Genomic DNA, 20534 nt, shown 5'->3' with positions numbered 1-20534 from the left:
GCGTGATCATCTCCCCCGTCTTCAAGGGCAGGCGCTTCGCGGTGCTCGGCCTCGCGCGCTCCGGCGCGGCGGCGGCCGAGGCGCTGCTCGCGAGCGGGGCGGAGGTGATCGCGTGGGATCGCCAGCCGCACGCGCGCGCACCCTTCGAGGGGCGCTGCCGGCTGATCGACCCGCTGGAGCTCGACCTCACCGGCTTTGCGGGCGTGGTTGTCTCGCCGGGGGTGCCATTGAACACCCATCCGATCGGCCCGCACGTGTGGCAATACGGCCTGCCGGTGATCGGGGACATCGAGCTTTTCGCGATGGCCCGCGCGAGCCTTCCTGAGCACAAGGTGGTCGGCATCACCGGCACCAACGGCAAGTCGACCACGACCGCACTGGTCCACCACATCCTCAAGACTGCCGGGGTGCCCAGCGTGATGGGCGGCAACATCGGCGACCCGATCCTGGGGCAGGCGCCCTTACCCGAGGGCGGGGTCTACGTGCTCGAATTGTCGAGCTTCCAGATCGACCTCACCTTCACGCTCGACTGCGACGTCGCGGCGCTGACCAACATCACCCCCGACCACCTCGACCGCTACGCCGACTTCGCGGCCTATGCCGCGGCGAAGGAGCGGCTGTTCCAGATGCAGCAGACCGGCACGGCGATCGTCTGCGACGAGGACGAGCCCACCACTGCGATCGCCGAGGGACTGGAGACGGCGGGCAAGCCGCTGGTGCGGGTGAAGAGCGCTGATCTCGCGGCGGCGGGGCTCGCCGAGGGTCGCTCGCCCTTGCTGGCGGGGCCGCACAACGCCCAGAACGCCGCGGTCGCGGTGGCGATCTGCCGCGAGCTGGGGCTGACCGACGCGCAGATCGGGCAGGGCCTCGCCACCTATCGCGGGCTGCCGCACCGCATGGAGCGGGTCTGCGAGGCGAAGGGCGTCGTCTACATCAACGACAGCAAGGCGACCAACGCCGCCTCCGCCGCCCCGGCGCTCGCGGCCTTCCCGCCCGATCCGGCGATCAGCGGCGGTGCGCCCCGCATCCACTGGATCGTCGGCGGGCTGCCCAAGGAGGACGGCCTCGGCGCCTGTGCCGACCACCTCGGCAACGTCGCCGCCGCCTACACCGTGGGCGAGGCCGGGCCGATGTTCGCCGACCTCCTCGAAGGGCGGGTCAAGGTCGAGCGCTGCGAGCTCATCAGCGAGGCGGTGCGCCGCGCCGAGGAGGTCGCCCGCCCCGGCGAGGTGGTGCTGCTCTCGCCCGCCTGCGCCTCCTACGACCAGTTCCGCGACTACGAGAAGCGCGGCCACCACTTCCGCCAGATGGTCGGCGTCATCACCGGCTGCGAGACCTGCGATGAAGTCGCGGGCACCGGGAACACCCTCGCGTGAGCGCGCCCTACACCCCCGCCGTTCGCGGCCCCGGCAACTTCCTCCCGCCCGTCCCTGTCCAGCGCCGCTGGCGCGATGGCTTGCGCGTCTGGTGGCGCGAGATCGACAAGGTGCTGCTGGCGCTGATCCTCGTGCTGATGGGCATCGGCCTCGTCGCGGTCGCCGCGGCGTCACCGGCGAGCGCCGACCAGCTCTCGACCGCCAAGGAGCGGCTCGACGGCTTCATGTTCTTCAAGCGCCACATCGTGTTCCAGCTGATGGGCCTTGCGGTGATGACCGGGCTCAGCTTCCTCGACCGCGACCAGGCGCGCCGGCTCGGCATCCTGGTGGGCGCGGTGATGCTCGCGCTGCTGTTCGTCGTGCCCTTCATCGGCGAGGAGAAGAACGGCGCGCGGCGCTGGATCAACGTGGGCATGAGCCTCCAGCCGTCGGAATTCCTCAAGCCCGGCTTCGCGATCATCTGCGCCTGGGTGCTGAGCTGGAAGGTGCGCGATCCGCACCTGCCGGTGATCGTCTACGTCACCGGCTTCTTCGGCCTGATCGCCGCGCTGCTGATGCTTCAGCCGAACCTCGGCGACGCGATCCTGTTCGGCGGGATCTGGCTCGTGATGGTGCTGCTCGCCGGGATGCCGTGGCAGCGCATCGCCGGGCTGGGCGGGCTCGGCATCGTCGGCCTCACGCTCGCCTACATGTTCTACGACAACGCCCGCCACCGCATCGACGGCTTCCTCGGCGGGGGCACCGCCTTCGACCAGGTCGACCTCGCCCAGCGCACCATCACCGCCGGGGGCTGGACCGGCACCGGCCTGTGGCTCGGCATCCGCAAGATGAACCTCCCCGAGGCGCACACGGACTATATCTTCTCGGTGATCGGCGAGGAGTTCGGCCTCGTGATGTGCGCGGTGATCGTGCTCGTCTACTGCGCGCTGGTGATGCGCGCGCTCACCCGGCTGGTGGGCGAGGACAACCTCTTCGCGCTGCTCGCGGGCGCGGGGCTCATCACCCAGTTCGGCGGTCAGGCTTTCATCAACATCCTCGTGAACCTGAAGCTCTTTCCCTCCAAGGGGATGACCCTGCCGCTGATCTCCTACGGCGGTTCATCGACACTGGCGGTGTGCTTCACGCTTGGGCTATTGCTGGCGATCACCCGGCGCAACCCGTTCCTCGCCCGCGAGGGCGGCAGCTTGCGCGACCTGATCGAACGCAAGGAAGAACGTCCATGACGAGCGAACCGAGGAGCGGCGCCACCCGGCACTACGTGCTGGCGGCAGGGGGCACCGGCGGGCACCTGATCCCCGCCTTCGCGCTGGCGACCGAGCTGCACCACCGGGGGCACCACGTCGCCCTCATTACCGACGAGCGCGGGGCGATGCTGCCGGGCAAGCCCAAGTTCCTGCCCGCCCACGTGCTGCCCGCCGGGCGCTTCGGCAAGAACCCATTGGGCTGGCTCGGCGGGGTGCGCGCGGTGCTCGAGGGGCGGTCGATGGCGCTGCGGCTGTTCGAGAGCTTCGCGCCTTCCGCGATCGTCGGCTTCGGCGGCTACCCGGCGCTTCCGGCGCTGCTCGCCGCCATTTCGGCCAAGCTGCCGAGCATCGTCCACGAGCAGAACGCGGTGCTCGGCCGGGTCAACCGCCTGCTCGCAGGCCGCGTCGACGCGATCGCCACCTCCTACGACGAGGTCGACCGGCTGAAGGCGAAGCACGCCGCCAAGGTCCACCTCACCGGCAACCCGGTGCGCGCCGAGGTGCTCGCGCTGCGCGAACAGGACTTCCCCGCCTTCACCGAGGAGAGCCTGCTGCGCATCCTCGTCACCGGCGGTTCGCAGGGCGCGAGCATCCTCTCGCAGGTGGTGCCCGATGGCCTCGCCATGCTTCCCCCGGCGCTGCGCCAGCGGCTCCAGGTCACCCAGCAGTGCCGCCCCGAGGACCTCGAGGCGGTACGCAAGCGCTATGCCGAGCACGACATTCCCGCCGAACTCGGCACCTATTTCGAGGACATGCACGAGCGCCTCGCCGACGCGCACCTGTTCATCGGTCGTGCGGGCGCATCGACCATCGCCGAACTGACCGCGGTGGGCCGGCCCGCGATCCTCGTGCCCCTGCCCATCGCCACCGACGACCACCAGGCGGTCAACACCCGCGAGATGGTCAAGGCCGGGGGCGCGCGGATGATCCGGCAGGAGGCCTTCCAGCCCAAGGAGCTCGCCAAGCAGATCCAGGCGATGGCGATGAACCCGCAGAGCCTCGCCAACGCCGCGCACTGCGCCTTCAACTGCGGGCGGCCCGAGGCGGCGAAGGCGCTCGCCGACCTCGTCGAGAGCATGAGCGGCGTCGACCTCATGGACGTGATCCGCGTCGACGCGGGTGCGCCGGCAGCGGCTGCGGCGCGCCCCTCGACCAGCTCGGCGCGCAAGGCGGCGAAGGAGCAGGCCGACCAATGAAGGGCGTGGGCACCGACATCGGCATCATCCACTTCGTCGGCATCGGCGGGATCGGCATGTCCGGCATCGCCGAGGTGATGCACAACCTCGGCTACAAGGTGCAGGGCTCCGACATCGCCGAGGGGGCGAGCGTCGAGCGCCTGCGCGCGCGCGGGATCACCGTCCATGTCGGCCACCGCGCCGAGAATGTCGCGGGCGTGGCGGTGGTTGTCACCTCGACCGCGGTGCGCCGCACCAACCCCGAAGTCGCCGCCGCGCTCGAGGCGCGCGTCCCCGTGGTGCGCCGCGCCGAGATGCTCGCCGAGCTGATGCGTCTCAAATCCACTGTCGCGGTGGCGGGGACCCACGGCAAGACCACCACCACTTCGATGATCGCGACCCTGCTCGACGCCGGGGGGATCGATCCCACCGTCATCAACGGCGGGATCATCGAGCAATATGGCTCCAACGCGCGCCTCGGCGATAGCGACTGGATGGTGGTCGAGGCCGACGAAAGCGACGGGAGCTTCCTGCGCCTCGACGGCACCATCGCGGTCGTCACCAACATCGATCCCGAGCACCTCGATCACTACGGCGACTTTGACGGGGTGAAGCGCGCCTTCGTCGAGTTCATCCACAACGTGCCCTTCTACGGCGCGGCGGTGCTGTGCGTCGATCACCCGGTGGTGCAGGCGGTGATCGGCGCGGTGCGCGACCGCAAGGTCGTGACCTACGGCTTCTCGCTCCAGGCCGATATCTGCGGCGTCAACGTCCGTTCCGAGGACGGAGGCAACGCCTTCGACGTGATCGTCCGCCAGCGCGGTCTCGAGGATCGCCGCATCGAGGGTGTGCACCTGCCGATGCCCGGCCGTCACAACGTCCAGAACGCGCTCGCGGCGATCGCCGTCGCGATCGAGATGGGCTGCTCGGACGAGGTGATCCGCACCGGCTTTGCCCGCTTCGGCGGGGTGCGGCGGCGCTTCACCCGCGTGGGGTCCGTCGAGCTTGCGGGCGGCAAGGTCACCGTGATCGACGACTACGCCCACCACCCGGTCGAGATCCGCGCCGTGCTCGCCGCCGCGCGCGAGGCGGTGTCCTCGGGCGGGCGGGTGATCGCGGTCGCCCAGCCGCACCGCTACACCCGCCTCCAGTCGCTCATGGACGAGTTCCAGTCCTGCTTCGACGACGCCGACATCGCCTATGTCGCCCCGGTCTACCCGGCGGGCGAGGAGCCGATCGAGGGGGTCGATCACGCCGCGCTGGTCGCCGGGATGAAGGCCCGCGGCCACCGCGCCGCGCGCGAGATCGCCGGGGCTGACGCGCTCGCCGAGACGCTTGCCGGGGAAGTCCAGCCGGGCGACCTCGTCGTCTGCCTCGGCGCGGGCGACATCACCCGCTGGGCCGCGGGCCTCGCGCCTGCGATTACCGCGAGGCGGGAGGCCGAGGCCGCGTGAACCAGCCGGGCGACACCTTCATCGGCGGCACCGGCATGGCCCCGACCTGCGCGGTCGAGGGCGCCGTCGCCGCGCCGGTGCCCTTGGACGGCATCCGCGGCAAGCTCACCTGCAAGGCCCCGCTCGCGCCCTACACCTGGTTCAAGACCGGCGGACCCGCCGACTGGCTGTTCGAGCCCGCTGACCTCGAGGACCTCAAGATGTTCCTCGAACGGCTCGAGGGCGAGATCCCGGTCATGGCGCTGGGCCTCGGCTCCAACATGATCGTGAGGGACGGCGGGGTGCCCGGCGTGGTGGTGCGGCTCGGCAAGACCTTTGCGGGCGTCGAACGCAGCGGCGAACTGGAACTCACCTGCGGCGGCGGAGCGAGCGGTATCCTCGTCGCCTCCAAGGCGCGGGACGCCGGGATCGCCGGCTGCGAGTTCATGCGCGGCATCCCCGGCACCGTCGGCGGCTTCGTGCGGATGAACGGCGGGGCCTATGGGCGCGAAGTCGCCGACGTGCTGGTCGACTGCGCGGTGATCCTTCCGGACGGGACCTTCGTGACGCTCACCGCCGCCGAACTGGACTACGGCTACCGCCATTCCGCGCTCCCCGAGGGTGCGATCGTCGTCTCGGCGCGCTTCCGCGGGGCTCCGGGCGACCCCGCGGCGATCGGCGTCGAGATGGACCGCATCGCCGCCGCGCGCGAGGCCAGCCAGCCGCTGCGCACCAAGACCGGCGGCTCGACCTTCAAGAACCCCGACCCCGCGGTCTCGGGCGGGCGCAAGGCCTGGCAGCTGGTCGACGAGGCCGGGTGCCGGGGCCTCAAGCTCGGCGGGGCGCAGGTCTCGGAAAAGCACACCAACTTCCTCCTCAACACCGGCGATGCCACCAGCGCCGACATCGAGGGGCTGGGCGAGCTGGTGCGCGACAAGGTCTACGCCGCGACCGGGGTGAGCCTCGAATGGGAAATCCAGCGGGTGGGGCGGCCGTGATGGTTCACTCCAACACCGTTCGGGCTGAGCCTGTCGAAGCCCTGCGCTTCTCTTCTGACCCGGTGCTTAAGAAGGACGGCCCTTCGACAAGCTCAGGGCGAACGGATCTGTTCAATGTTTGACAAACCCCTCCACGTCGCGGTCCTGATGGGCGGCTGGGCGAACGAGCGGCAGGTCTCGCTGACCAGCGGCGCGGGCGTCGCCGACGCGCTCGAGAGCAAGGGGCACCGTGTCACCCGCATCGACATGGGGCGCGACGTTGCGCTCAGGCTCCACGAGGCCAGACCCGACGTCGTCTTCAACGCGCTCCATGGCGTGCCCGGCGAGGACGGGACGGTGCAGGGGATGCTCGACCTGATGGGCCTCGCCTACACCCACTCGGGCCTCGCCACCTCGGTGATCGCGATCGACAAGCAGCTCACCAAGCAGGCGCTCGTCCCCCACGGCATTCCCATGCCGGGCGGGCGGATCGTCACGCGCGAGGAGCTCTACCAGCGCGACCCGCTGCCGCGGCCCTATGTGCTGAAGCCCGTCAACGAGGGCTCCTCGGTGGGCGTCGCGATCGTCACCGCCGACAGCAATGTCGGCAACCCGATCAATCCGGACGCGACCGGCCCGTGGCAGGAGTTCGCCGAACTGCTCGCCGAGCCTTTCATCAAGGGCCGCGAACTCACCGCCGCCGTGCTCGACGGCCCCGACGGCCCGCGCGCATTGGGTGTCACCGAATTGATCGTCGCCAACGGCTTCTACGATTACGAGAACAAGTACACCGCCGGGCGCACCGAGCACATCTTCCCCGCCAGGCTCCCGCCCGAAATCACCGCCCTGTGCGAGGCCTATGCGGTCAAGGCCCATCAGGTTCTCGGTTGCCACGGCACCAGCCGCACCGACTTCCGCTGGGACGAGGAGCAGGGCGAGGACGGGCTGTTCGTGCTCGAGACCAACACCCAGCCGGGCATGACGCCCCTGAGCCTCGTCCCGGAGCAGGCGGCGGGTTGCGGCATTTCCTATGCCGACCTCGTCGAGATGCTGTGCGCCGAGGCCCTCAGGGTCCACGCCCTCAAGCGGAAGGGAGGCGGCGATGGCGCAGCAGATCCGGCGTAACGGCACTCCCGGGGTGCGCCGTGCCGCAAGGGCACAGAGCCGCGCGGTCACCGCCCGCAAGGCGCGCGGCTCGGCGAGCGGCGTCGTCGACAAGGCGATGGGCGTGCTGCCCTTCACCGAGGAACAGTGGAGCCGCATCTGGCTCGCCGCGATCATCGGCGGCACGGTCGCGGTGGCCTTCGTCATCGCCAGCCTCGCCGGCGTCCCCGCGCTCGCGCAGGCGCAGGTCGCGAAGATCGCCGCCGATGCGGGCTTCGAAGTGCGCCACGTGCGCGTGACCGGCACGGCCCGCATGGACGAGCAGCAGGTCTATGCCCGCGCGCTCGCCACCCGCAACCAGGCGATGCCCGACGTCGACATCGCAGCCCTACGCGAGGAGCTGCGCGCGCTGCCGTGGGTGAAGGACGCGCGGGTCTCGATCCAGCTCCCCCACACCCTTGCCATCGACATCGTCGAGCGCGAGCCCCATGCGGTGCTCGAGAAGCCCGACCGGCTGGTGCTGATCGACGCGACCGGGGTCGAGCTGGAGCCGATCGCCGCCGACAAGGCCAAGGGGATGCTGCGGCTCGCCGGGCCCGGCGCCGGGCGGCAGGCAAAGGCGCTCGAGAGCCTGCTCGCCGCCGCCCCCGCGCTCGCCCCCAAGGTCGAGGCGGCGGAGTGGGTCGGCAACCGCCGCTGGAACCTCACCTTCACGACCGGCCAGATGCTCGCGCTTCCCGAGGGCGAGGTCGAGGCGGCGACCGCGCTCGTCAAGTTCGCGCGCCTCGACGGCAAGAACAGGCTGCTCGGCGGCAAGGTGCTCGCCTTCGACATGAGGACGCCGCCGCGGCTCTACCTGCGCCTGCCCGACGCGGTGGGCAAGCCCAAGGACGTCGCCGCCAAGCCCGAGGGCGAAGGAGACCCGACCTGATGGCGTCCAAGGCAGCCCCCCAGCGCCGTCTCGCGCGCACCTATGCCGCGGTCAATATCGGCAGCTTCCGCATCTCGGCGATGATCATGGGCGAGACCGAAACCGGCGAGTTGCAGGTCCTGGGCTCCGGCCACCGTGCGAGCGCGGGGATCAGGCGCGGCTACGTCACCGACATGACCGCCGCCGCCCACGCCATTCGCGACGCGGTCGAGCGCGCCGAACGGAGCGCCGGAACCCCGGTGCGCTCGGTGTGGATCGCCTGCGCGGGGGCGGGGCTTGCCAGCAACGTCGTCTCGGTCGACATCGAGATCGGCGGGCGGCGGATCGAGGACGAGGACGTAGAGCAGCTGCTGATCGAGGCGCAGGACATGATCCAGCCCGACGGTCGCCGCGTGCTCCACGCCCAGCCTGCGCATTACACATTGGACGGCGCCCACGGGGTCGCCAATCCGCGCGGGCTTCATGCCGAGCGGCTCGGCGTCGACATCCACGTGATGCTCGCCGACGGCGCGCCGGTGCGGAACCTCACCGAGGCGGTGCAGAACGCGCATCTCGAGGTCGAGGGCGTGGTCGCCGCGCCGCTCGCCGCGGGGCACGCCTGCCTGACGGTCGAGGAGCGCGAGCTCGGCGTGGCGCTGGTCGAGATCGGGGCGGACATCACCAATGTCGCGGTCTTCGCAGGGGGTATGCTCCTCGGTCTCCACGCCGTGCCGATGGGCTCCGGGGCGATCACCGACGCGATCGCCTCGAGCTTCGGCATCCGCCGCTCGCAGGCCGAGCGGCTGAAATGCGTCGCGGGCTCGGCGATCGCCAGCCCCTCCGATCACCGCGAGCTGATCCCGGTCAGTCCGCCGGGCGAGGGCGGGGACGGCGCGCCCGTCGGGCCGCTCGCGCGCGGGGCGGACGACAAGAACCGGATCGTGCGCGCCGAGCTCGTCGCGGTGGTGACCCAGCAGCTCGGCGTGCTCACCGCGGAGGTCGGCAAGGCGCTGAAGGCGATCGGCTTTTCGGGCAGCCGTGCGGGCCAGGTGGTGCTCACCGGCGGCGGCGCGGAACTCGCCGGGATGGCGGACTTCATGCAGGGCGCGCTCGGCCAGCCGGTGCGGTTGGGCCGCCCGCCGCAGCTCACCGGCATGCCCGAGGCACATCATGCGCCCGGCTTCGCGACGCTTGCCGGCCTGTGCCTTTACGCCGCCGACGACCCGGTCGACATCCGCAAGGTCGGCGCCGGGCGGGGCGGGGTGTACCGCGCCTTCAACCGCGAGGCGGGCTGGTGGGCGCTGGTGATGCGCCTGTTCCGGGCGCTCAAGGAGTATTTCTGAGCCGCCACGCCCCTGTGGCGACGAGTCGGCAAGGCGCACCCCATGCTGTGGATAAGGGCTTTGCCGCTATAAAATGATGACACCGATTCTGTCAGAGACGCTATAAGCGGGGGAAGAGGATGACAAAGTCGCGACCCCGCGCCTGGAGGACCAGCCCATGAGCATCAATATCGGACCCGCGGCCAGCGACGACCTGCGCCCCCGCATCACCGTCATCGGGATCGGCGGGGCCGGCGGCAATGCGATCGCCAACATGATCGCGGCCGAGATCGAGGGCGTGGAGTTCATCGTCGCCAACACCGATGCGCAGGCGCTCAGCACCTCGCCGGCGGAGAAGCGCATCCAGCTCGGGCCCGACATCACCGGCGGCCTCGGCGCGGGCGCCCGCCCCGAAGTCGGCAAGGCTGCCGCCGAGGAGACCGTCGCCGAGATCGAGCGCGCGCTCGAGGGCGTCAACATGTGCTTCATCGCCGCGGGGATGGGCGGGGGCACCGGTACCGGCGCCGCGCCGGTGATCGCGGAGGCCGCGCGGCGCATGGGCGTGCTGACCGTCGGGGTCGTCACCAAGCCGTTCCTCTTCGAAGGCACCCGCCGGATGCGCGCCGCGGAGGCCGGCATCGACGAGCTCCAGCGCCACGTCGACACGCTGATCGTCATCCCGAACCAGAACCTGTTCCTCGTCGCCAAGGCCGAGACCACCTTCAAGGAGGCCTTTCAGCTCGCCGACGAGGTGCTCCAGCAGGGCGTGCGCTCGATCACCGACCTGATGGTCATGCCCGGCCTCATCAACCTCGACTTCGCCGACGTGCGCTCGGTGATGAGCGAGATGGGCAAGGCGATGATGGGCACCGGCGAGGGCGAGGGCGAGAACCGTGCACTTGACGCCGCCGAACAGGCGATCGCCAACCCGCTGCTCGACGGCGTGAGCATGGCGGGCGCCAAGGGCGTCATCATCTCGATCATCGGGGGCGAGGACATGCGCCTGCTCGAAGTCGACGAGGCGGCGAACCACATCCGCGAACTCGTCGACGAGGACGCGAACATCATCTGGGGCTCGGCCTTCAACCCCGATCTCAAGGGCAAGATCCGCGTCTCGGTGGTCGCCACCGGGATCGAGCAGGGCGCGGTCGGCGCAATCGACCGTTCGCAGCACGTCTCGCTCGGCGGCGCGCGTGCGCCCAAGCGCCCGGTGCTCGAGCTGTCGGAGGACGAGGGGCTTGCCCCCGCGCCCGAGCCCTATGCTCCCGCGGCCGTCGCGGCGCCGGCCCATGTGGCGGCCACGCCGACCTTCGACCTCGGCGCAGTGCCGGTCGTCGCCGATGACGAGGAAGACACGCTCGACCTCGCCGAGGAGGCGGAGGACGAGAGCTACGGGTCGGCGGCGCCTTTCGAGCTGACCGGCATGCAGGCCGGCGACGATTACGGCGAGGAATACGAGGACGATGTCGACGAGATCGTCGATCCGCTCGCTGGCCTGCGCAATGCCGAGGACGCGCCTTCGGGCTACGGCTACGGCGCCGGCGCGGCAGCGGAGGATGACGACGCGCTCGACCTCGACGACAGCTATGCCGCCTATGGCGATCCCGCCGCGACGCCGCGCCACCCGGTGCAGGACGATCTCCTCGCCAGCGCCGACCGGCTCGCGGCGGAGGATCGCCCCGTCGAGGCGCGGCTCGGCGGCGGTCGCCGTCGCGGCCTGCTCGGCGGCGGGGGCGGCGATGCGGGCAGTGCCGGCGGCGGGGCGACGTCGGGCAGCACCCTGTTCGAACGCATGGCCAACCTCTCGCGCAGCACCGCGCGGGACGGCGATGACGAGGACGAAGGCGACGAGGGCGACGACGGCCCGGCGCTCAGCATCCCGCGCTTCCTCGGTCGGCAGAACAACCAGTAACCGGCGCAGGCGCCCGCCGCCGTCCGGCGCGCAGGCGCCCCTGCTGGCCGCAAGGTCGCGCCGTGCCTCTGGCGGGCAGCGGCCGAAAAGATAGAGCACGAGCGATGGTGTCGCGCCTTCCCGCAATTGCCTTCCTCGCCCTGACCGCGGCGCTGCTGCCGGTGACCGGCGCCGCGGCGCAGGACACGGAGGCGCGCGAGGTCGTCCAGCAGCTTCCCAGCCCCGAAGTCCAGCGCCTCAACCGTGCCCTCGTCGCGCTCGCCAAGGCGCCGCGCGATCGCGACACCCTGCTCGAGGCGGGGCAGGCGGCGCTCGGCGTCAGCGATCTCGAGGCGGCGATCGGCTTCTTCGGCCGGGCCGCCGAGATCGATCCCGGGCACCCCGGCGTCGCCCAGGGGCTCGGTTCCGTCTACCTGCGATCGGGCCGGGCGGGCGAGGCGCTGGTGCAGTTCGACCGCGCGCTCGCCGCGGGGGCGGACGAGCGCGCCCTTATCACCGACCGCGCGCTGACTCTCGACCTCGTCGGCGAGCAGGTCGCCGCACAGGCCGCCTACACCCGCGCGCTCGAGCTCGATCCGGGCGACGACGAGGCGCGGCGGCGGCTCGCAGTCAGCTACGCGATCGCCGGCAACCGCGCGCGCTTCGAGGAGACGCTGCGCCCGCTGCTCGACCGCCGCGACATGGCCGCGCAGCGCGCCCGCGCCTTCGGGCTCGCGATCCTCGGCGATGCCGACCGGGCGACCGCGATCGTCGAGCAGGTCATGCCGCGCGACCTCGCGACGCGGCTGGTGCCCTATTTCGGCTACATGCCGCGCCTCACCAAGCCGCAGCAGGCGGCGGCGGCGAACCTCGGGATCTTCCCGCGTGCCGCCGATATCGGGCGCGATGATCCGCGGCTGGCGCGCTTTGCCGCCGAGGAGCGCGGCGAGAGCCGGCTCGCGCCCTCCGGCCCGCCGCTCGGCGCGCGGCCCGCCCCGGCGCCCGCGCAGGCGGGTGGCAAGGGCAAGGCCCCGGCGCGCACCGCGACCGTCACACCCGTCGCCGTTTCGGCCGCACCGACCCCGCGCGTCGCCGACGCCTTCGCCGATCTCGGCGCGCCGACGCCCGACGCCCGGGCGGGCGCCGACGCGGTCGACATCTCGCGAATCGAGGTGCGGCGCGAGGCCCCGCCGGTGACTGCGGCCTCCCCCGCTGCCGACAAGGCCAAGACCGCCGAAAAGGCCAAGTCCAAGGCCAAGGAGCCGCCCAAGCCCAAGCATCCCAGCCGCATCTGGGTGCAGGTCGCCGCGGGCCGCAAGCTCGACGCGCTCGCCTTCGACTGGAAGCGCCTCTCCAAGGAAGGCGGCAAGACGCTCGCCGGCCAGAAGGCCTGGACCGCGAAGTGGGGCCAGACCACTCGCCTGCTCGCCGGCCCTTACCCGAGCCGCGACAAGGCCGAGGCGGCCGTGCGCGAACTCAAGAAGAAGGGGCTCGACGTGTTCCTCTGGCTCAGCGGGGAAGGCGAGGAAGTTCAACCGCTTAAGTGAAGCCCTTCGGGCGCCCTCCAGCTTCTGTGCACAGGCTTTGCACAGCTCTGTCCAATTCTCCCCAGCCGCTCCAGCCCATGTGATTGCCAAGCCCCCCGCTTCGCGTCCAATCCTCGCCCCGATGGTTCCCCGACCCACGCCCCAACGAAAGCCCGGCGATGAGAGCTGCTGACATGGACTATGCCGCCGAGGATGATGCCGCCCCCGTGGAGATGCTCGCCAGCCTCTTCGCCGCGCGCGGGTGGCCCTGCGAGATGGTCTCCGACGACGAGATGACCGGCGAGGTCCAGGGCAGCTGGGCCAATTACCAGCTGCGCGCGATCTGGCGCGCGGAGGACAGCGTCCTCCAGTTCCTGTGCCTCCCCGACATCCGCGTCACCGACGACAAGCGCCCCGCCGCCTACGAGCTGCTCTGCCTCGTCAACGAGCAGATGTGGCTGGGGCATTTCGACATCTGGTCGAACGGCGACGTCCTGCTCTACCGCCACGGCGCGATGCTCGGCGATCACGGGCGCCTCAGCCTCGACATGGCGCAGGCGCTGGTCGAGAGCGCGATCGACGAATGCGACCGCTTCTATCCCGCCTTCCAGTTCGTGCTGTGGGGCGGCAAGTCCCCCCGCGCCGCGCTCGATGCGGCGATGGTCGACGCGGCGGGCGAGGCCTGATACGCCGCCTCCCGCAATGTTCGGACACCTCCTCATCATCGGTTGCGGCAACATGGGCGGGGCGATGCTCGCCGGGTGGCTGGCAGCGGGCGAGCCTGCTGCGCGGTTCAGCGTGCTTGATCCCGCGCTGGCCGAGGCGCTCGGGGGCGTCACGCTCCACCGCAGCGCCGACGACGTGCCGGGCCATCACGACGCGGTGCTGCTCGGCTTCAAGCCGCAGCAGCTCGCCGCGCTCGGGCCGGGGCTTCAGGGGCTGACCCAAGGCCGCATCGTCCACTCGCTCCTCGCCGGGATCACGCTCGACCAGCTTGTGGCCGCCTTTCCCGGTGCGGGCGCGCACGTGCGGGTGATGCCCAACCTCGCCGCCGCGATCCGCAAGTCGCCGGTGATCCTCAGCGAGCGCGGCCTTGACGCTGGCGCCCGCAGCGCCTGCTTCGCGCTGTTCGACGCGCTGGGCAGTGCCGTCTGGCTCGAGGACGAGGCGCAGTTCGATCTCGTCACCGCGCTGGCGGGCTCGGGACCGGGCTTCGTCTACCGCTTCATCGACGCGCTCGCGGGGGCGGCGAGCGACCTCGGCCTCGACGCACCCACCGCCGCGCGGCTCGCGCTGGCGACGGTCGAGGGCGCCGCGGCGCTCGCAGCGGCCTCGGACGCGGACCCGGCGACACTCGCCGACCGCGTCGCCAGCCCCGGCGGCATGACCCGCGAGGGGCTGAACGTGCTCGACGAGCAACAGGCGCTGCGCAGGCTGCTCGCCGCAACCCTTGCCGCAACCCGCGACAAGGGCGCCGCGCTGTCGCGCACAGTGCAATATTAACAGCGATTAAGCTGCCAATTCCGCGAGATTTGCGCGTCCGGTTTCGCTTGAAATGCGCCCCCGAAACACCGATATTCGCCCGTGGAGAGCGCGGCTTTTCGCGCTCCGACATGGAAAGGCTAAGGGTTTCACAATGGCTGACTGGAAAGACACCTCGCGCAATGCGCAGCCGCTGGGCTCCGTGCCTCGCGCCGGGGGCGATGTCGCCGGCCGCGTGAGCTACGACGAGGGCCTGCGTTCGCACATGCTCTCGATTTACAACTACATGACCTCGGGCGTGCTGCTGACCGGCATCGTGGCGCTGCTGTTCGTCAACTCGCCGCTGTTCGCGCTGGCGTTCAACGTGGTCGAGACCCCCGGCGGCGCCTTCGCGCAGCCGACCGGCCTCGGCTGGCTGATTACGCTCTCGCCGCTCGCGGTGATGCTGTTCTGGTGGTTCGGTGCCGCGCGCGCCAGCACCGGGGCGCTCCAGGTCGCGTTCTGGGCCTTCACGGTCCTGTTCGGCCTGTCGCTCTCGACGATCTTCGTGACCTACACCGGCGCCTCGATCGCGACCGCCTTCTTCGCCGCCGCGGCGGCCTTCGCGGGCCTGTCGCTGTTCGGCTACACCACCAAGAAGGACATCTCGGCCTGGGGCAGCTTCCTCATCATGGGCCTGGTCGGCCTGATCGCGGCGAGCATCATCAACATCTTCGTCGCTTCCGGTCCGCTGTCCTTCGTCATCAGCGTGCTCGGCGTGCTGATCTTCGCGGGTCTGACCGCGTGGGACACGCAGCGCCTGAAGGATGAATACCAGTACGTGCGCGGCACCGAAATGGCGGGCCGGGCGGTGATCTTCGGGGCGCTCAACCTCTACCTCGATTTCATCAACCTGTTCCTCCACCTGCTGCGCCTGCTCGGCAACCGCGAGTAAGCGGCGGCACGTCGGGCCTCGACCCGGCGCAAGAGTGTTGAAATCTCGGATGCCCGGGGGCCTCGCTGGCTCCCGGGCATTTGCTTTGCGGCCCCGCGCGGCTATCGCGGCGCTTCAGGCTGGAGCAAGCCGGAGGCGCCCACCCTCGCACTCCGGCAGCGTCCCGCCGGGAGCAGGAGAGGTGTTTCGATGAGCGCGTTGTCCCCCAAGCCGGCCGCGGCCGCCGTGTCCCCGGGCCGCCCCCCGCTGGGCCTGGTGATCACCAGCCTCGCCGGAGCGGCGCTGCTCGCGGGCTGTGCCGCCAAGGCGCCCCCGCCGCCGCCGCCTCCCCCGCCGCCGCCGGCCCCGCCGCCGCAGGTGGTCGAGGCGGTGCCCTACCGCCCGCTCCCGCCGGGGGGCGCGCATTACGTCATGACCATGCCCTCGCGCGGGCCCGACGGGCAGCGCATCACGGTCAATTCGAACCTGTCCGACGACCAGCTGGTCTGGAACCTGCGCTCGGCCTGGAACGTCGCGGCGCTCAACTGCCTCGGGCCGGAGTACGAGCCGATCCTGACCGGCTACCGGACCTTTCTCGCCCGGAACACGCGATCGCTGAAGGCGGTCAACGACCGGATCGAGAAGATCTACACCAGCCGACACAAGGCGCGCCGCGATGCGATGGTGGCGCGCGACGGTTACACCACGCAGGTCTACAACTTCTTCGCCGAGCCCGCCGCGCGCGCCGGGTTCTGCCGCGCGGCGCTCGACATGGCGAACCGCGCCCTCGCCGCACCGCCGACCGATCCACTCGCCTTCGCCCGCGCGAACTTCGCCGGGCTGCTCCAGCCCTTCGAGCAGTTCTTCGACGAATACGAGGCCTATCAGCAGGCCTCGGCGGCGTGGGACGCGAAGTGGGGCGCGCTCTACGGTGCCTCGCAGCCCGGCTGGGTGGCGGTGCAGCAGGCGCGCGCGGGGCTCGCCACTGCGCCCGCGCAGGTCCCGGCGCAGACCGTGATCGATCCCGAGACCGGCCTGCCGGTCCCGGTCATCCCGGTTCGCGAAGGGGTCACCGCGCAGCCCGTGGTGCAGCCGATCGCGCCCAAGCCCGCGCCTTCGCCTGCGACGAAACCGGGGAACTAGACGGCCGCGCAACGGGGCGCAAAATGCCCGTTGCATGGGCCCGCGCTTCCCGCTAATGCGCGCGCTCGCCCGCTCCCCGACGGGGCCCTGCGGGCGCGAAAACCTGGAACGGGGCCGTAGCTCAGATGGGAGAGCGCGTCGTTCGCAATGACGAGGTCAGGGGTTCGATCCCCCTCGGCTCCACCAGCTTTTCGTGACTCGCGACTGTCCGGGGGACAGTCGCGGCCGAAAAGCTCCCAAGCGAAGCGCGGGAGCGGTCGCCGCGAAGAGCAACCTTTCGCACCCTCCATTTACACACCTTGCCGTCAGCCGCGCCTGACGCTAACCCTGCCGACGCGTTTCGGTAACGGGAATGCGGTGCGATTCCGCAGCTGTCCCTGCAACTGTAAGCGGCGAGTATGCGGCGCGCGCGCTCCTTCGGGGGTGCAGCCACTGGGGCCGACCAGGCCCTGGGAAGGTGAGCGCCGGGTATGACGACCCGCGAGCCAGGAGACCGACCGGGGCGTGTCGCTCTTTGCCCGGCTCAGGGATTGGCCAGGCGCGGAAACAGACTTTCGTTGTGAGCGACATCGCTGGGCTGCGCTGGGGGCAACCTCTCGCGGCCACCATGTTGCTTGTGACGGGAGGAATCCGTGAAGAATTCGACATTGTGGTACAGGGTCGCGGTGGCGGCGCTGGTGTGGGGCGTGCCTGCCGCGGCCCAGGAGCGGACCGAGGAGGACGACCTCGCCGAGGTCTATCCCACCGCCTCGCCTGCCCCCATCCTCGTCAGCGCCAGCAGGGCGGGAAGCACCCCGCTGCGCGCGTTCACCGGCTCGGTGAGCGTCCTCACCCCTGAACAGCTCGAACAGCGCCAGACCCGCGACATCGCCGACGTGCTGCGCGATGTCCCGGGCGTCGCGGTCGCGGGCGTGGCGGGGCAGACCCAGATCCGCCTGCGCGGGTCCGAGGGCAACCACGTGCTTGTGCTGGTCGACGGGATCGAGGTCTCCGATCCCTTCGCCGGCGAGTTCGACATCGGCACCCTCTCCGCCGACATCGGCGCGCGCCTCGAGGTGCTGCGCGGGCCGCAGTCGGCGCTCTACGGCTCGGACGCGATCGGCGGCGTGGTCGCCTACGAGACCGCGCGCGGGAGCAGCCTCGAAGGCCTCGCCGGGCGGATCGAGGGCGGGACGCAAGGCACCGTCAACGGCGCCGCGCGCTACGGCGCGTCGGGCAACGGCTGGGACGCGGCGCTCTCCGCCGTCGTCGTCAGCACCGACGGCCAGCCCAACGCGCGCGGCGGCTCGCGGGACATCGGGCGCGACAGCTACACGCTGGCGGGCAAGGGGAGCCTCGCGGTGAGCGAGAACCTCGCCCTGCGCGCCGCGGCCCGCTTCATCCGCACCGAGGGCCGCTTCAACGACAGCGACTTCGACACGGCGAGCCCGACCTTCGGCTTCACCATCGACAGCCCCGGCACCCGCTTCACCAACGAGGCGGTCTATGCCTTGGTGGGCGCGAAGCTCGACACGCTGGACGGACGCTGGACGCATGACCTCTCCGCCCAGATTGCGGACGTCACCCGCGACAGCTACGGCGCCCTCGGCCGCTCCTCGGGCAGCGAGGGCGACCGCGTCAAGGCCTCCTACGTCAGCGCCTTCGACGCCGGGAGCGGGCACCGCCTGACGCTCGCCGCCGACTACGAGCGCGAGGGCTTCCGCAACACCACGCCGGGCGGCTTCGCCTTCACCGGCAAGCGGCGGATCGAGCAGGTCGGGATCGTCGGCGAGTATCGCTATTCGGGCGAACGGCTCGACCTTTCGGGCGCGGTCCGCCACGACATCAACGACCTGTTCCGCGACGCGACCACCTACCGGGTGGGCGCAGGCTACCGGGTGACGGACAGCACCCGCCTGCGCGCGGCGGCCGGATCGGGGGTCAAGAACCCCGGCTTCTTCGAGCTCTACGGCTTCGTCGACGGCCGCTTCATCGGCAATGCGGCGCTGCGGCCCGAGAAGTCGGAGGGCTGGGAGGTCGGGATCGACCAGCAGCTGGGCGACAGCGCCAGCGTGGCGGTGACCTGGTTCGACAGCGAACTGAAGGGCGAGATCTTCACCACCTTCCCGCCGCCGAACTTCATCGCCACCCCCGCCAACCGCACCACCACGAGCGAGCAGCGCGGGGTGGAAGTCTCGCTCGCGGCAAGGCTCGCCGAGCAATGGAGCCTCGATGCGGCCTATTCCTACCTCGATGCCGAGGAGAACGGCCGCGAGGAGGTGCGCCGCCCCCGCCACATCGCCAGCGGGGCGCTCACCTGGAGCGCGCCGGGCGATGCCGCCTCGGCGAGCCTCGTGGTGCGCTACAACGGCCGCGCGCTCGACGATGCCTTCACCGATCCGAGCTTCGTGCCGGTGCGGGTGCGGCTCGGCGACTACACCCTCGTCAACCTCAATGCGCGGGTGAAGCTCACCGAGGGGATCAGCGGCTTCGCCCGGGTCGAGAACCTGCTGGGCGAGACCTACGAGCAGGTGTTCAGCTTCGTCTCCCCCGGCCGCTCGGCCGCCGTGGGCGTCGAGGCGCGGTTCTGAAAGGGAGATGACGTCATGACGGATACTGTGAAATCGCTCGCCCCGCTGGCGCTTCCCGCCATCCTCGCCGCGACCACCCTGTCGGGCAGCCTGGTCATCGCCTGCATGATGCCCTTCGCCGCCGTCGCCGCCATCGCCGCGCTGGCGATGGAACGGCGGCAGGGGATCGGGGCGGTCGTGCTGTGCTGGCTCGGCAACCAGGCGCTCGGCTTCGGGCTGCTCGGCTTCCCATGGGACGGGCCGACTTTCGCCGCCGGGCTGTCGCTGCTGGGGGCGAGCCTCATCGCCTTCGGCGCCGTGCGCCGGCTCGGCGGGCGGGGCGGGCCGCTGCTCGCCTTCCTCGCGGCCTTCGTCGCCTTCGAGGCGAGTCTCTTCGCCTATGCGCTGGCCTTCGGCGACGTGGCGATGTTCGCGCCCCACATCGTCGGCCTCGTTGCGCTCAACGACGCGCTGTGGTTCGCCGGGCTGTGGCTCGGCTGGCAGGTCCTCGCCCGCATCCCGGCCCTTGCCGTCCGGCAGGCCCGATGAGCGAGGGCCTGCGGATCGTCTCGCTGCTCCCCAGCGCCACCGAGATCGCGGTGGCGCTGGGATTGCAGGAGAACCTCGTCGGCCGCTCGCACGAATGCGACTTCCCCCCTGCGGTGAAGGCGCTGCCGGTGTGCACCTCGACCAAGCTGGAGAAGGGCCTCAGCTCGCGCGCGATCGAGGACCGGGTGAAGGCGATCGTCGAGAAGGGGCTGTCGGTCTACGATGTCGATGCCCCGCTGCTCAAGTCGCTCAGGCCCGACGTGATCCTCACCCAGGCGCAATGCGCGGTCTGCGCGGTGACGCCCGCCGATCTCGAGGAGGCGCTGGCGAGCTGGGTGGGAACGCCGCCCAGGCTCGTCTCGCTCGCGCCCGACGACCTGTCCGACGTGTTCGGCGATTTCGCGCGGGTGGCCGAGGCAGCAGGCGTGCCCGAGCGTGCGCCGGCCGCTATCGCCCGGATGCGCGAGGGGATCGCCACGCGCCCCACGCTGCCGCAGGGGAGCCCGCGGATGCTCGCGGTCGAGTGGATCGAGCCGCTGATGGTCGCGGGCAACTGGGTGCCGGAACTGGTTGCGGCGGCCGGCGCCGAGCCGCTGCTCGCTGCGCCGGGCGTCCACTCGCACTGGATCGAGGCCGATGCGGTCGTCGCTGCCGATCCCGACGTCATCGCCTTCATGCCCTGCGGTTACCAGCTCGCCCAGACCCTCCCCGAGGCGCGCGCGCTGCTGGCCGGGGAGCCATGGCGAAGCCTCAGGGCGGTGCGCGAGGGGCGGGTCTTCGCGGTCGACGGCCACCACCTCTTCAACCGTCCGGGCCCGCGGCTGGCGGAGAGCGCCGAGGTGCTCGCCTGCCTCGTCCACGCGCCGGACGATATCCCGGAGCGGCTCCAGCCTTTCATCGCAAGGCTCTAGCCAGGCTCCGTTCGCCTCGAGCGCAGTCG

General features: G+C 71.1%; 17 protein-coding genes, 1 tRNA gene and 1 riboswitch. All 18 genes read left to right on the top strand.

All coding sequences use genetic code 11. The annotated features are described in order from the left end of the window. Positions 1–2 precede the first annotated feature (2 nt). The 18 genes from murD (at position 3) to ACLBKU_RS01190 (ending at position 20505) form a co-directional block, all read left to right on the top strand. Positions 3–1376, top strand: coding sequence for a UDP-N-acetylmuramoyl-L-alanine--D-glutamate ligase (murD, locus tag ACLBKU_RS01275; RefSeq protein ID WP_410177715.1), 1374 nt, complete (start codon positions 3–5; stop codon positions 1374–1376). After that, entirely contained in the window at positions 1373–2599 is a 1227-nt protein-coding gene (locus ACLBKU_RS01270; protein WP_410177714.1) for an FtsW/RodA/SpoVE family cell cycle protein, read from the top strand. The genes murD and ACLBKU_RS01270 overlap by 4 nt, the downstream gene beginning before the upstream one ends. Then, the gene (gene murG / locus ACLBKU_RS01265) at positions 2596–3816 is read left to right on the top strand and encodes an undecaprenyldiphospho-muramoylpentapeptide beta-N-acetylglucosaminyltransferase (protein ID WP_410177713.1); all 1221 of its coding nucleotides are present in this window, start codon (positions 2596–2598) and stop codon (positions 3814–3816) included. The genes ACLBKU_RS01270 and murG overlap by 4 nt, the downstream gene beginning before the upstream one ends. Continuing rightward, positions 3813–5249, top strand: coding sequence for a UDP-N-acetylmuramate--L-alanine ligase (murC, locus tag ACLBKU_RS01260; protein WP_410177712.1), 1437 nt, complete (start codon positions 3813–3815; stop codon positions 5247–5249). The genes murG and murC overlap by 4 nt, the downstream gene beginning before the upstream one ends. Before the next feature lie 35 nt (positions 5250–5284). Beyond that, entirely contained in the window at positions 5285–6226 is a 942-nt protein-coding gene (gene murB / locus ACLBKU_RS01255; protein WP_410178982.1) for a UDP-N-acetylmuramate dehydrogenase, read from the top strand. Positions 6227–6340: 114 nt separating this feature from the next. Next, on the top strand, positions 6341–7330 hold the full coding sequence (locus tag ACLBKU_RS01250) for a D-alanine--D-alanine ligase (RefSeq protein WP_410177711.1): 990 nt from the start codon (positions 6341–6343) through the stop codon (positions 7328–7330). Continuing rightward, on the top strand, positions 7308–8240 hold the full coding sequence (locus ACLBKU_RS01245; RefSeq protein ID WP_410177710.1) for a cell division protein FtsQ/DivIB: 933 nt from the start codon (positions 7308–7310) through the stop codon (positions 8238–8240). Before ACLBKU_RS01250 ends, ACLBKU_RS01245 begins: the two co-directional genes overlap by 23 nt. Then, complete coding sequence (gene ftsA / locus ACLBKU_RS01240; RefSeq protein WP_410177709.1) at positions 8240–9562, top strand: cell division protein FtsA; 1323 nt, start codon at positions 8240–8242, stop codon at positions 9560–9562. The genes ACLBKU_RS01245 and ftsA overlap by 1 nt, the downstream gene beginning before the upstream one ends. Positions 9563–9719: 157 nt before the next feature. Then, entirely contained in the window at positions 9720–11453 is a 1734-nt protein-coding gene (ftsZ, locus tag ACLBKU_RS01235; RefSeq protein ID WP_410177708.1) for a cell division protein FtsZ, read from the top strand. A 104-nt stretch (positions 11454–11557) separates the two neighbouring features. Beyond that, positions 11558–12979 carry an SPOR domain-containing protein gene (locus ACLBKU_RS01230; RefSeq protein ID WP_410177707.1) on the top strand — a complete coding sequence of 474 codons (1422 nt, stop codon included), beginning with the start codon at positions 11558–11560 and terminating at the stop codon, positions 12977–12979. A gap of 158 nt (positions 12980–13137) precedes the next feature. Next, positions 13138–13644, top strand: coding sequence for a YbjN domain-containing protein (locus tag ACLBKU_RS01225; RefSeq protein WP_410177706.1), 507 nt, complete (start codon positions 13138–13140; stop codon positions 13642–13644). 16 nt (positions 13645–13660) lie between these two features. Beyond that, positions 13661–14461, top strand: coding sequence for a pyrroline-5-carboxylate reductase family protein (locus tag ACLBKU_RS01220; protein WP_410177705.1), 801 nt, complete (start codon positions 13661–13663; stop codon positions 14459–14461). A gap of 133 nt (positions 14462–14594) precedes the next feature. Then, complete coding sequence (locus ACLBKU_RS01215; protein WP_410177704.1) at positions 14595–15374, top strand: Bax inhibitor-1/YccA family protein; 780 nt, start codon at positions 14595–14597, stop codon at positions 15372–15374. 189 nt (positions 15375–15563) lie between these two features. After that, positions 15564–16496 (top strand): hypothetical protein, encoded by a 933-nt coding sequence (locus ACLBKU_RS01210; protein ID WP_410177703.1) that lies wholly within the window; start codon positions 15564–15566, stop codon positions 16494–16496. A 110-nt stretch (positions 16497–16606) separates the two neighbouring features. Further along, positions 16607–16682: transfer RNA gene (locus ACLBKU_RS01205), tRNA-Ala, on the top strand. A gap of 138 nt (positions 16683–16820) precedes the next feature. Next, positions 16821–17013: riboswitch (cobalamin riboswitch) on the top strand. 115 nt (positions 17014–17128) lie between these two features. Beyond that, positions 17129–19066, top strand: coding sequence for a TonB-dependent receptor plug domain-containing protein (locus ACLBKU_RS01200; RefSeq protein ID WP_410177702.1), 1938 nt, complete (start codon positions 17129–17131; stop codon positions 19064–19066). Between the two features lie 15 nt (positions 19067–19081). Further along, entirely contained in the window at positions 19082–19594 is a 513-nt protein-coding gene (locus ACLBKU_RS01195; protein WP_410177701.1) for a hypothetical protein, read from the top strand. Then, positions 19591–20505: a cobalamin-binding protein gene (locus ACLBKU_RS01190; RefSeq protein WP_410177700.1), complete on the top strand. Its 915-nt coding sequence runs from the start codon at positions 19591–19593 to the stop codon at positions 20503–20505. The genes ACLBKU_RS01195 and ACLBKU_RS01190 overlap by 4 nt, the downstream gene beginning before the upstream one ends. Positions 20506–20534: the final 29 nt, after the last annotated feature.

Source organism: Erythrobacter sp. NE805, assembly GCF_046452355.1.
In the GTDB taxonomy this organism is placed as follows: domain Bacteria; phylum Pseudomonadota; class Alphaproteobacteria; order Sphingomonadales; family Sphingomonadaceae; genus Erythrobacter.
This window is presented reverse-complemented; position numbering and strand designations above follow the sequence as displayed.